General features: G+C 69.2%; 11 protein-coding genes. All 11 read right to left on the bottom strand.

Translation table 11 applies throughout. The annotated features are described in order from the left end of the window. Positions 1-6: 6 nt before the first annotated feature. On the bottom strand, positions 7-990 hold the full coding sequence (locus C7411_RS21270) for a diguanylate cyclase (protein WP_207786555.1): 984 nt from the start codon (positions 988-990) through the stop codon (positions 7-9). A gap of 187 nt (positions 991-1,177) precedes the next feature. After that, the gene (gene cheB / locus C7411_RS21265) at positions 1,178-2,203 is read right to left on the bottom strand and encodes a chemotaxis response regulator protein-glutamate methylesterase (protein ID WP_110386031.1); all 1,026 of its coding nucleotides are present in this window, start codon (positions 2,201-2,203) and stop codon (positions 1,178-1,180) included. Further along, positions 2,200-4,482 (bottom strand): hybrid sensor histidine kinase/response regulator, encoded by a 2,283-nt coding sequence (locus C7411_RS21260; RefSeq protein ID WP_110386030.1) that lies wholly within the window; start codon positions 4,480-4,482, stop codon positions 2,200-2,202. The genes cheB and C7411_RS21260 overlap by 4 nt, the downstream gene beginning before the upstream one ends. Continuing rightward, the gene (locus C7411_RS21255) at positions 4,479-5,171 is read right to left on the bottom strand and encodes a chemotaxis protein CheW (protein ID WP_110386029.1); all 693 of its coding nucleotides are present in this window, start codon (positions 5,169-5,171) and stop codon (positions 4,479-4,481) included. Before C7411_RS21255 ends, C7411_RS21260 begins: the two co-directional genes overlap by 4 nt. Further along, positions 5,164-6,648, bottom strand: coding sequence for a CheR family methyltransferase (locus tag C7411_RS21250; protein WP_110386028.1), 1,485 nt, complete (start codon positions 6,646-6,648; stop codon positions 5,164-5,166). The genes C7411_RS21255 and C7411_RS21250 overlap by 8 nt, the downstream gene beginning before the upstream one ends. Next, positions 6,645-7,139: a chemotaxis protein CheW gene (locus tag C7411_RS21245; protein ID WP_110386027.1), complete on the bottom strand. Its 495-nt coding sequence runs from the start codon at positions 7,137-7,139 to the stop codon at positions 6,645-6,647. Before C7411_RS21245 ends, C7411_RS21250 begins: the two co-directional genes overlap by 4 nt. Positions 7,140-7,152: 13 nt before the next feature. Beyond that, a complete protein-coding gene (locus tag C7411_RS21240; protein WP_110386026.1) occupies positions 7,153-8,826 on the bottom strand; it encodes a methyl-accepting chemotaxis protein in 1,674 nt (557 codons plus the stop codon). A gap of 317 nt (positions 8,827-9,143) precedes the next feature. Then, entirely contained in the window at positions 9,144-9,812 is a 669-nt protein-coding gene (locus tag C7411_RS21235; RefSeq protein ID WP_110386025.1) for a TetR/AcrR family transcriptional regulator, read from the bottom strand. A gap of 121 nt (positions 9,813-9,933) precedes the next feature. Continuing rightward, positions 9,934-11,220 (bottom strand): MFS transporter, encoded by a 1,287-nt coding sequence (locus tag C7411_RS21230; protein ID WP_243413275.1) that lies wholly within the window; start codon positions 11,218-11,220, stop codon positions 9,934-9,936. Positions 11,221-11,360: 140 nt separating this feature from the next. Continuing rightward, the gene (locus tag C7411_RS21225) at positions 11,361-12,281 is read right to left on the bottom strand and encodes a shikimate dehydrogenase (protein WP_110386023.1); all 921 of its coding nucleotides are present in this window, start codon (positions 12,279-12,281) and stop codon (positions 11,361-11,363) included. After that, positions 12,278-12,733 (bottom strand): type II 3-dehydroquinate dehydratase, encoded by a 456-nt coding sequence (gene aroQ / locus C7411_RS21220; RefSeq protein ID WP_110386022.1) that lies wholly within the window; start codon positions 12,731-12,733, stop codon positions 12,278-12,280. Before aroQ ends, C7411_RS21225 begins: the two co-directional genes overlap by 4 nt. Positions 12,734-12,805 lie beyond the last annotated feature (72 nt).

The following is a 12,805-nucleotide window of genomic DNA, read 5'->3' as shown; positions in this document are numbered from 1 at the left end:
GCGCCTTTATGCCCGCCCCGACACGCCCGTGGAAAACGCCACGCGATTACGCCCGTCGCGCTTCGCGCGGTAAAGCGCGGCGTCGGCTTCCTCGATCAGCGCCGTTTCCGCGAGCCCCGGCGCGGGCGTGAGCGTCGCCACGCCAATGCTGATCGTGAGATGCTCGCTCACCGCAGAGCCCACGTGCGGCAACGCGAGCCCCGCCACGTCGCGGCGCATTTTCTCGGCGAGCAGCCGCGCGCCCGCGCTGCCCGTGCCCGGCAGCACCACGGCGAACTCTTCGCCGCCAAAGCGCGCCACGAGGTCGCGCGGCTGACGTATTTCGCGGCGGATCGTCGTCGCCACCGAACGCAGCACGTTGTCGCCCGCCACGTGGCCGTAGGTGTCGTTATAGGGCTTGAAGTAGTCCACGTCGATCATCAGCAGCGAGATTTCGGTGCGCTCGCGCTCCGCCCGCTTCCACTCGGCGCTCAGGAATTCGTCCAGATAGCGCCGGTTCGAGAGGCCGGTCAGGCCATCCGAATGCGTGAGGCGCCGCAATTCGAGGTTGGCGCGGAGCAGTTCCTGCTGCGAGCGGCGCAGCGCACGATAGGCCTCGTCGCGCTGAAGCATGTTTACGTAGGATCGCGAATGGTATTTCACGCGTGCGATCAGCTCGACGCTGTCCGGCAGCTTGACGAGGTAATCGTTTGCGCCCGAAGCGAATGCCGCGCTCTTGATGGCGGGTTCTTCCTTGGTGGAGAGCACGATGATCGGCACGTCGCGCGTCGCTTCGTTCGCGCGGTAGCCGCGCACGAGCGTGAGGCCGTCGGTGCCCGGCATCACGAGGTCCTGCAGGATCACGGTCGGGCGCACTTCTTCGGCAGTGCGCACGGCCTCGTCGGGATGCGCGCAATAATGAAAGTCGATCTCGCGTTCGCTGGCGAGCGCCCGGCGCACCGCCTCCGCCACGATCGCCTGGTCGTCCACCAGCAGCACCATCACCGGCATGTCGGCGGCGGGCAGCGTTTGCTCAAGCGCGCTGCGCACGGCCTCCAGCGCGACGGCAAGCGAAGCGTCGTCGGCGCTGCCGGGGTCGAGACCCGCGTCGAGCACGGTGCTGTCGGCAACGTTTGCGCTGGTTGGAGGAGTGGGCTTCTCGGTCATGATATCGGTCGCGTCTCTTGGTGGCCGGCGTCTAGCCAGCAGGTTGATGCGGTGGTGTCACCCGGCTCGCAAGCTCGGGAGCAATGGCGTCGAGCGGCAGGATCGCGCGCGCGGCGAACAGCGCCGCCGCTGCCTTGGGCATGCCGTATACGGCGCTCGTCGCCTCGTCCTGGGCGATGGTGTGCCAGCCCTTGGCGCGCATCGCCTTCAGGCCGATGGCGCCGTCGCGCCCCATGCCCGTGAGCAGCACGCCGATCGCCTCGCCCGTCCAGCACTCGACGAGGCTGTGAAAGAACGTATCGACGGAGGGACGGTAGGGTGTGTCGGCCGGCTCGCGAGTGTAAGCCAGCTTGCCGCCCGCTGTCATGCGCAGATGATCGTTGGTCGCGGCGAGCAGCGCGCAGCCCGGCAGGGGCTGCTCGCCTTCGAGCGCGATGCGCACCGTGAGCGGCGTCTGGCCGTCGAGCCAGGCGGCCATGCCCGCGGCGAACGACTGGTCCACGTGCTGCACGATCACGATGCCCGCGCCGAAACCGGCGGGCAGCGCCCCGAGCACGGTGGCGAGGGCGGTGGGGCCGCCCGCGGAGGCGCCGATCGCGACGAGCGGCGCTTTCGGCATGCCGGCAGGCGCGAACGCCGGCGCGCGCGCGGCGAGATCGGGCGCGCCTGAAACGCGCCCGATCTGCTCGATCTTCGCGAGCAGCAAGTCCATGGTGCGGCGCGTGTCGGGCCCGGCGAGCGTGGGGGTATCGACGGCATCGAGCGCGCCGGCGCCCATCGCCTCGTACACGCGCCAGGCGTTCGCGCCCACGCTGCTCGTGACGATCAGGATGGGGCACGGCGAGCGCGCCATGATCTGCCGCGTGGCCTCCACGCCGTCGACCTTCGGCATCACGAGATCCATGAGGATCACGTCGGGCACCTGCGCCGCGCAGAACTGCACGGCATCCTCGCCGTTCGCGGCGACCCACAGCACGCGATGGCCCGGCCGCGTCGCGATGGCCTGACGCAGCGCCTCGACCGCCAGCGGCATGTCGTTGGCGATACCGATTTTCATCCCGTCGCCTCTCCGATCAGGTCGTTCACCGCGTCGAGCAGCGCTTCGTCGTGGAAGCTGCCCTTGGTCAGATAGTAGTCGGCGCCCGCGTCGAGCCCGCGCCGCCGGTCGTCTTCACGATCCTTGTACGAGACGATCATCACCGGCACGTTGCGATGCATCGCGTCGCCCTTGATCATCGTGACGAGTTCGATGCCGTCCATGCGCGGCATGTCGACGTCGGTGATGACGAGGTCGAAGTGCGCGTTGCGCAAGGTGCTCCACCCGTCCATGCCGTCCACCGCCACCGTGACGTCGTAGCCGCGTTTTTCGAGCAGCTTGCGCTCCAGCTCCCGCACCGTCAAGGAGTCCTCGACGATGAGAATGCGCTTGCGCGCGCTCGCCCCATCGTGCGCGCCGCCGCGCGCCACGCCCGTGAGCTGCCCCTCGCGCACGAGACGCCCAACCGACGTCACGATGTCCTCTACGTCGACGATCAGCGCGATTTCGCCGTCGTCGAGCAGCGCCGCCGCCGAGACGTTGCGCACCCTGCCCAGACGCGCGTCGAGCGGCTGCACGGCGAGCGTGCGCTCGCCCGCGAAACGGTCCACGGCCACGCCATAGAGACCCGCCTCGCTGCCCACCAGCACGACGTTCAGGTCTTCCGCAGTCATCGCTTCGGCGCCCGCGCCGAGCAGCTGGCGCGCCGTCACGAGCCCCACGGGCCGCCCTTCGAAGGCAATGTGCTGCTGGCCTTCGAGCATCTCGATCGTGCTGCGCGGCACGCTGAGCGCGCGGCGCACGTGCGCGAGCGGGAACGCATAGGCTTCGCCCGCGACCTCGACGATCAGGCTGCGCACGACCGAAAGCGTGAGCGGCAACTGCAGCACGAAGCGCGTGCCCTGCCCCGCCGCGCTCTCGATACGCACCGTGCCGCGCACGGCCTTCGCGAAGTTCTGCACGGCGTCGAGGCCTACGCCGCGCCCCGACACATCGGTGACGGTGTCGCGCAGCGAGAAGCCCGGCAGCAGCAGGAAGTCGAACAGCTCGGCGTCGGACATCGCGGCAACGGCCTGGGGCTGCGCGAGCGAACGAGCGACGATGCTCGCGCGCAGTGCGTCCAGATCGATGCCTGCGCCGTCGTCGGCCACGGCGATCAGCAGCTTGCCGGCGCTATGGCGCGCTTCGAGCGTGAGACTTGCCTCTTCAGGCTTGCCCGCGCGCCGCCTCGTTTCGGGGTCCTCGATACCGTGATCGAGCGCGTTGCGCAGCAGATGGCCGAGCGGCGCGTCGAGCATTTCAAGGATGTCGCGGTCGACTTGCGTCGACTCGCCGGCAATCGTGAAGCGCACGCGCTTTCCTAGCGAGCGCGCGAGGTCGCGGACCACGCGCGGATAGGTGTGCGCCGCGTCGCCGAACGGCCGCATGCGGCACTGCAGCGCCTCGTCGTAGAGACGCTGCGCGAGCTGCGTGCCGCGCCGGTCGATGCGATCGAGGTCGTCGAATCGTTCGGATAGCTGACGATCCAGCGACGCAACCGCATTGCGGATATCGGCGAGCGCGGCGCGCGCGTCGACGTCGAGCGCATCCCCGTGGCGTTCCTGGAACTGTCCCAGCGCCGCGAGCACGTCGCCCTGCGCGCGGCGCGTGCGCAAGAGACCCTGCGCGAACGGCCGTATGCGGCGCGACTCCACGAGCGCTTCGCCCGCGAAGCCGAGCAGGCGGTCGAGCGTGCCGGCGCGCACGCGCAGCACGCGCCCGGCGTCGGCCGAACGGGGTTGCGGGGGTTGCGCCGACGGTGCGGGCTCGACGCCGTCCGAAGTCACCGCCTCGCGCTGCGGCTCGGGCAGACGCAGCGACGCCGCCAGCGCGGCGAGCTCGTCGGTCCCGGGTGCGCTCACGGCCGAGTCGGGCTGCGCCCCGCCCTTCAGGCGTGCGACGAACGCCTCGACTGCCTCGTGCGCAAGCGGCGCCGCCGTGGCGTCGCCTGCCGCGGTCAGCAAGTCGATGCCGACGAGCAGTGCATCGATGCGCGCCGCGTCGATGTGCAACTCGCCGCGCTGTGCGGCCACGAAGCAGTCCTCCATCGCGCTCGCCACCTCGACCGCCTCCGGCAAGCCGACGATGCGCGCCGCGCCCTTGAGCGAGTGTGTCGCGCGCATGCAGGCTTCGAGCGTGGCGGCATCCGCGGGCGCGGACTCCAGCGCGAGCAGGCCCGCGGAAAGCGTCCGCGTCTGTGCCGCCGCCTCCTCATGGAAGAGGTCGAGCAGCGAGCGGCGGCTCAGTTCGTCGTCGCTCATCGCAGACTCCTTGCAAGCGCATCGAATAGCACCCCGGCATCGAGCACGCCCACCGAACGCCCGCGCCAGTGCGTCACGCCGCGCACGTGCCGCCCGGCCGACTGCGCGAGCGTGGCGGGCGCAGGCAGGAGCGCGTCGGCGCCGAAGCTCGCCACGCCTTCCACGGCATCGACCGGAAACGCCGTCGTCGCACCCGCCCATTCGGTCACGAGCAGACGCGGCGTGGCGGCGCGCGACGGTGCGCCGGGCGCCGCGGCATCGATGCGCAGCAGCGCGGCCAGCGACACCGCCAGCGTAAGCACGCCGCGCACGTTCACGACGCCCAGCACGGCCGCGCTGCGCCGGTGCGGCAGCGTGTGAATGGCGCGCGCCTCGTGCACCTGGCGCAGCACGGTAGCGGGCAGCGCGAGCCACTCGCTGCCCACGCGAAACACGAGCGAGCCTTCGTGGCGCGTCTGCGCGCCGGCAGAGTCAGGCACGCGTTCGGGCCCAGGCGCGGACGACGCAAGCGGCGCGGGACGATCGAGCATGCGCGCCGCCGCCTCTTCGAAAACCGGGCAATTCAGGCAGCGCACGCACGCCTCGAGCCGCGGGCACGAGTTGTCGCCCAGCGTGCCGATGGTCTTCCAGCATGCATTGTGGGTTTGCGCTGCGAGCACCCGGTCCTCTGTCAAGTCGCGCTCAGGCATGCGAGCCTCCTGCGTCCGCTGCGCCGCGCGAGCCGACTTCCTGCGCTGCGCGCTGCGCACGGCGCATGAGCCGGCGCGCGCCTTCGGCATCGCCCTGCACTTCGAGCAGCGCCGCCAGATGCGTAAGCGCTTCGTAGTGCGAAGGCTCCAGATAGATGGCCTTGCGATAATGCGCGAGCGCAACGGCGGCGCGGCCCTGCGCATCGGCGATCAGGCCCAGCAGGTACCAGGTGTCCGGGTTCTGCGCCAGCGCCTGCGCCGCTTGCGCGGCGAGGCGTTCGGCCTCATCGAGCGCGCCGGCGTCGGCGAGGCGCCGCGCGTCGGCGAGCGCGGCTTCGGGCGTGGAACCGGCGGACTGGCGGGGGACCGCATGGGCGTTGACCACGGCCGCCGTGCGCGGAGCAGGCGCACCGTGCAAGGGCCGCAGCGAGAGCCGCGGCGGCGCGGGAGCGCGCGCCGCCGCGGCCAGGGGCGCGTCCAGCGGTGCGAACATCGGTGCGAACACCGGCGCGCTGCCGAATGCGGGCGCCGCTGCCGCCGCGGCAATTACCGGCAGCGGCGTGAGCGCAGGCGGTACCGCCACCGGGCTCGCCGGATGATGATCCGCCGTCGCGCCGGGTTCCGGCGCGCGAAAACCGAACGCGAGCGGAATATAGGCGGAGACCATCTCACGACGCATCATCAGCCCGGTTTCCGCCGGTCCGACGAAGATCATGCCGCCCGCCGTCAGGCGCGCACGCAGCAGGTCGATGGCGCGGTCCTGCGAGGCGCGGTCGAAATAGATCAGCACGTTGCGGCAAAAAATGAAGTCGTAGCGCACGGGGTGCGGCGCGAGCCAGTCGAACAGGTTCGCGCGTTCGAACGTCACGGCGCGCCGCACCGCCGCGGCGATACGCCATCCGTCCGGCGTCGCCTCGAAATAGCGCTCGCGAAACGCGAGACCGTCGCCGCGAAACGCATTGCGGCCATACACGCCGCGCGCGGCCGCCGCAATGGACTGCGCGCTGATGTCGATTGCGTCGATGGCGAACTGCCCGGGCGCGAGCCCCGCGTCGAGCAGCGCCATGGCCGCCGAGTATGGCTCCTCGCCGCTCGAGCACGGCGCGCTCAGCACGCGCAGCACGTCGCCCGGTTGCACGGCCAGCCGCTTCGCGCCAAGGCGCGCGAGCGCGGCGAAGGCCTCGCGCTCGCGAAAGAACCAGGTCTCGGGCACGACGAGCGCGTCGATCAGCGCCTGGCGCTCGGCAGGTGTGCTCGTGAGACGCTGCCAGTACGCTTCGTACGCCCATTCGGGCAGCGCGGCGCCGCTCATCCAGTCCTTGCGCGTCGCGGCCGGATGCAGATCCGCCTGGACCTCGAGCGTCGCCGCCGCCCGTGCGCCCACCGCGCGAGCGAGCGCGTTGGCGCCCAGCGATTCGGCGTCGATGCCGGTTTCGTCGAGCAGCCAGGCGGCGAAGCGCGGGTCGGCCGGTCTCATGGCGCGCCTTGCCACGACGGCGGATCGGGAAAGAGCAGCGCGCGCACGCGCGCGTCGAGCAACTGGGCGACTTTCACCCACTGCACGAAACCGCGCTCATCGCGCGCGACAGGGCCGAGCCAGCGCGCTTCGGGCGTGGCGATGCCGCCTTCGGCAAAGCGCTCGGGCGCGATCGACTGCGTGCGCGTCGCGCTTTCGAGCAGCAGCGCGAGATGGCGCGGCGGCGCATGCGAGGAAGCCGGGTCAGCGGCGTCCGCACGGTCGTACACGAGCACGAGCCGCGTGGACATGAGCGTGCGCGCGGGGCGCCCGAGCGCGAGCATCGGCAGATCGACCACGGGCACGGGCGCGCCCTCGTAATCGATCACGCCGGCGATGTACGCGGGCGTGCCCGGAAACGCGCGCACGGGCGCGAGCGGCAGCACGTGCGCGATCTCGCGGGCATCGAGCGCGTAACGCTCGCCGTCCAGTTCGAACACCAGGAAGAGCATCGCCGCTCCCGCGTCACGCCTCGATCCTGAACCGCGACACGCCGGTGCGCAGTTCGTTGGCGACGAGCGTGAGATTGTCGATGGCCTGCGACGACTGGCGCAGCGACTCCGCCGTCTGCTGGGCGGCTTCGGACAGCTGCGTGAGCGCCTGGGTAATCTGCTCGGCGCTCGCGGCCTGCGCCTGCATGCCGTCGTTCACGACCTGGAAGCGCGGCGCGAGCGTCTGCACCGCGCCGATGATCTGCGAAAGCTGCGCGCCCACGGCTTGCACGTCGTGCATGCCACGCCGCACTTCTTCCGCGAACTTGTCCATGCCCATCACGCCCGCCGAGACCGCCGACTGGATTTCCTTCACCGTCTGCTCGATGTCGTAGGTCGCGACCGCCGTCTGGTCGGCGAGGCGCCGGATTTCGGTGGCGACCACCGAGAAACCGCGGCCGTACTCGCCCGCCTTCTCCGCTTCGATCGCCGCGTTCAGCGACAGCAGGTTGGTCTGGTCGGCAACCTTCGTGATCGTCGCGACCACCTGATTGATGCTCACTGCCTTCTCGTTGAGGATGGCGAGCTTCGCGTTCACCGAGCCCGCCGCCTCCATCACGCTGCGCATGGTGTCTTCCATGTGCGTGAGGCCGCTCTGGCTCGTGCTGGCGAGTCCGGCCGACTGCTCGGCCACCGTTGCCACTTCGCTCATGGTGCGCACGAGGTCGCGCGCCGTGGCGAAAATCTCGCGCGAGGTCGCGCCGATCTCGGTCGTGGTGGCCGCCGTCTCGCTCGCGGTGGCCTGTTGCTCCCTGGACGTCGCGGCCACTTCGGCCACCGAGGTCGTGACCTGCAACGACGACTTCTGCGCCTGGGCCACGAGGCTCGCCAGTTCGTCGCTCATGCGGTTGAAGCCGTCTTCCAGCACGCCGAATTCGTCGCCGCGGTTCAACGCGAGGCGCTGCGAAAGGTTGCCGGTGCGCATGGAGTCGTGCACCTGCACGAGCCGCGCCATCGGCACCGTGATCGCGCGATACAGCGCGTACCCGGTGGCGAGCGCGGCAATCAGCACGACGCCCAGCGCCGTGGCGAGCGTGATTTCCGTGCCCGTGACCGAGTTGCGGATGGTCTGCGCGGACAGGTCGGCCTGCTGACGGTTCTCGTCGACGAGCAAGTTGGCGGTGGCGAGCACCTCCTGCCAGGCCGGGCCGATCTGCGCGAACGCGGCCTGCGCGGCCGGGCGCGAAGCGGGCAGCTGGCTCGCTACCGCTTTCGCTATCGGCAGATAGCGCGCGTAGGCGTCGCGAAAGCGCTGGAAGCGCTCGCGGTCTTCAGTACGGAAAAGCGTGCGTTCGTACTGCCGCGAGATCTCCTCCACCTGCGCCATGGCCGCGGGCAGGCCGGACAGATCGCGCGCCGTGCTGTCCGCGTCGGCATCGACGAAAGCCGCGCGTTCGACGAGGTTGTAGGTCTGATTGGCCGCCGCGCGCAGCGAGGTCGCGTAGAACAGGCCCGGCACCGAGTCGGTCGTGAGGCTCATCGCCTCGCTGTCGATGGAGCGCAGGCGATCCCAGGAGACGGCGGCCATCGCGAGCATCAGCACGAACAGCAAGCCGAAGCTGAGGACGATGCGTGTGCCGAGGGTGTAGCGACCCCGAGTCTGTCGAGGCAGGCCGGCTTGGCCGGAACGGGGCATGGCGGTGCTCATTGCGCTAAAGACTCTCCGGTGGCGTGGACCGGCGCGCCCGCCCTGCCGGCAAGGCGGGGCGCGGCTGCGCAGGGCGAGGCCGCGCGCGGCGGCCTGGACCGCCGTAGTGTAATGCGTTTGGGCACTTTTATGGGACAAGCGATGCTAGCTGTCAGCCACGTAGGACGGGGCTTGCCGGGCTTTTGGAGATGAATCTGCAGGGTTCGCCGGGGCCTTTTGGCAGCCTTGCGCGGCGCCGTGCGGGAATGAGGACGCGCCGCGGCCAATGCGTCACGCATCGGCAGGCGCGGGAAATAGCCCGCGCGGACGGGCCCGCCTTACTTCTTGACGAAGCGCAGCGTGGCGTCGACGACCATCTCGCGATGGCGCGCGCGCAGGCGCGGATGCGACGGGTCGCGCCCGAACGCCGCGCCGAACGTGTGGCGATTGCTCACGCGGTGAAAGCACATCGAACTGATGAGCAGGTGCAGGTCGATGGGATCGATGTCGTCGCGGAACGCGCCACTCGCCACGCCGCGCGCGAGCAGGTCCTCGATCGTGCGGATCGCGCTCGCGTTGCGGCTGCGGAAGGTCTTCAGGCGCTCGATGTATTTCGCGCCGTGAATGTTCTCGATGGTGACGAGGCGCACGAAGTCGCGGTGGCGGTCGTGATAGTCGAAGGTGAATTCGACAAGCCGGCGCAGGCCTTCCGTAGGGTCCAGTTCGTCGATGTGCAGGTCCAGTTCGAGCGCACGGATGTCGCCGTAGACCTTGTCGAGCACGGCTTCGTACAGCCCTTCCTTGCTGCCGAAGTAGTAATACAGCATGCGCTTGGTGGTGTTGGTGCGCTCAGCGATCGCGTCTACGCGCGCGCCTGCGAGACCCATGGCCGAGAATTCGGCCGTCGCCACTTCGAGGATATTGCGCCTGGTCTGCTCGGGATCGTACTTGCGCCGGCTTTCGGATTGAGCATCGTTGCGTTCGGCCGAAGCCGCCGGTCTTGCCATGTTTTTTTGGGCCCGCAGCAGGGATGGGATGCGGGGGATTCTAGCACGCGGGGTGCGGCCCTCCAGAAGGCGCCGCGCCCCGCTATCACGCTAAAAGCTTCCCGGAGGCGGCCTGCGAGCCTTACAGTTCGATGCGCTTGATATCGCCCACGATGAAGATATACGAAGCCGCGCCGGTCAGCGCGATCACGCCGATGAACACGAGCGCCCAGACGAACGAGCCCGTCGCGCCCACGATCAGCCCCACGACCAGCGGCGTGATGATGCCCGCCAGATTGAAGATGCCGCCCGTGAGCCCGAGCATGCCGGCCGGCGCGATATCCGAGACGAGCGTCCAGCCGAGCGCGGCCATGCCTTGCGCGAAGAACGCCACCGAGAGGATCGCGATCACGGCTACGTTGCTCTCGACGAAGTTCGCGAGAATGATGGTCGAAGCGAGCAGCAGACCGGCGATGATCGGCAGCTTGCGCGCCACGTTGGCCGAGATGCCGCGGCGTAGCATCCAGTCGGAGAAGGTGCCGCCGGACATCACGCCGATCGACGCGGCAATGAACGGCATGATCGCGAAGAAGCCGATCTTGAGCCAGCCCATGTGGCGCTCGGTGGCGAGGTAGGTGGGGAACCACGTGAGGAAGAACACGAGCGTGGAGTTGCCCGCGAACTGCCCGAGGCAGATGCCCGCGAGCTGACGGCGGCGCACCAGCTTGCCGGCCATGCGCCAGTCGAAGCCCTGCTTTTTCGGCTGCCCGGCAGCGGCTTGCCTGTCGGCCTTGCGCTCGTGACGAGCGAGACCGCCCCCCGCCTCGATGTAATCGAGCTCGGCGCGGTTGGCTGCGGGGTGCTCGTGCGGCTCGCGATACAGGAGCCACCACACGAGGCCGAACACAATGCCCACGCCGCCCACCACGTAGAAGAGCGAACGCCAGCCGTAGGCGCCCATCAGCGCGAAGAGGAACGGGCTGAAGAACGCGAGGCCGATGTACTCGCCCACCGTGTAGGTGCCCGTGGCGAACGCGCGCTCGCTTTGCGGGAACCACGTGGCGACCACACGGCTATTGGCCGGAAAGCACGGCGACTCCGCGGCGCCGAGACCGAGGCGGCACGCGAACAGCGCGCCCACCCCGCTGATGAAGCCCTGTGCGAGCGTGCACATCGACCAGAGCGTCATCGACAGCCAGTAGGTGAACTTGCTGCCGAAGCGGTCGAGGAACACGCCGCCAGGAATCTGCGCGACGACGTAGCTCCACGAGAACACCGAGAACACGAGGCCCATGAGCGCCGCGTTGATGCCCAGTTCCCTGGTGAGCTGCGGCGCTGCGATGCCGAGCACGGTGCGGTCGAGGTAATTGATCATCGTGCCGACGGCCAGCAGGCCGAGGATGCGGTAGCGCGCTTTCGAGCGGCGCATGGCGCCCTCGACGGGCGCGGCTGCGGAAAGGTTCGGCGCGTCGCCGCGCCCCGTCGATACGGGTGGTGCCATGTCTTTGTCTCCGATATGTCGCGGATGTCAGCGCTTTAACCCTGACGCCCTCCGGGCCGCTGTCGTTGTTATTCGCCTGCGCTTGCAGCATCCGCCGCCAGCATGGACTGCAAATGCGCATACATGCGTTCCGCGTCGGGCTCGACGCCCGTGAACAGCCGGAACGCATCCACTGCCTGATACACCGCCATGCCGCCGCCGCTCAGCGTTCGGCAGCCGCGCGCCTCAGCCGCTTCGAGCAGCGCAGTACGGATCGGGAAATACACGATGTCCGCCACCCACAGCCGCTCGTGCAGATACTCCGCGGGCAGCGGCATGCCGGGCAGTTTCGCCATGCCGGTGGGCGTGGCGTGAATGAGGCCCGTGGCGTGCTGGAGCACTTCGCGCAGATCGCCGCCCGCGCTCACGCGGGCCGCCGGGAAGCGCGCCTGCAATTCGCCGGCGAGCGGCCCGGCGCGCGACGCATCCACGTCAAACAGCGTGAGCGCCTGGGCGCCCATCTGCAGCGCCGCGTGTGCGACCGCCGCGCCCGCGCCGCCCGCGCCCAGCTGCACGACCGCTTCGAGCGAGACGTCGGGCAGGCCGCGCTGGAACGCGCGGGCGAAACCCGACCAGTCGGTGTTGTGGCCGATACGCCTGCCGTCGCGGAACAACACCGTGTTCACGGCGCCGAGCGCGCGGGCGTCGTCGGAGAGTTCGTCGAGCAGTTCGATCACGGCCTGCTTGCACGGATACGTGATGTTCAAACCGTCGAAACCCATGCGCTCGGCGGCGAGCAACAGTTCGGGCAGCGCGGCGGGCGTGAGCTTCAGCGCTTCGAGGTCGATGCGCCGGTACACATAGTTGAAGCCGAGTTCGCGGCCTTCCCGCTCCTGCATCGCAGGCGTGAGCGAACCGCCGATGCCCGAGCCGATCAGGCCGCAGAGAAACGAGTTGGCGGTTGCGCGCGCGCCCAGCGCATTCGTTTTAACGTTGTTCCGGGCGCTCATTTCGTCGCCTCCCTGGCAAGCAGCGTGGCCATGCGCTCCAGCGCGAGCCCATACCCTTGCGTGCCGCAGCCGACGATGATCGCCTCGGCAACGGGCGAAACGAAGGAATGGTGCCGGAACACCTCGCGCTTGTGCACGTTCGAGATATGAACCTCGATCACAGGCTTCGCGATGGCGGAAAGCGCATCGGCAATCGCCACCGACGTATGCGTATAGGCAGCCGGATTGATGACGATGCCGTCAACGCGCGTGCGTGCTTCATGCAGCCAGTCGATTAGCTGATGCTCGGCGTTCGACTGGCGAAAATCGATCTCGAGCCCAAGACGCGCTGCAGCCTCGTGGCACAGCCTGGCGACGTCATCTAACGTTTCAGCGCCGTAGATCGCGGGCTCCCGCGTTCCCAGCAGATTCAGGTTCGGTCCGTTCAGGACCAGCACCGAAGGCATTCCCATTACACACACTCCAGAACAGCTTGACGGCCGGTACGGCGCATGCTGAAGAACCGCTGCATGTTTCACCGCATG

The sequence above is a fragment of the Paraburkholderia silvatlantica genome (genome assembly GCF_003096715.1).
Lineage (GTDB): Bacteria > Pseudomonadota > Gammaproteobacteria > Burkholderiales > Burkholderiaceae > Paraburkholderia > Paraburkholderia silvatlantica.
The sequence above is the reverse complement of the archived record's forward strand: the minus strand, read 5'-3'. Positions and strand labels throughout refer to the sequence as shown.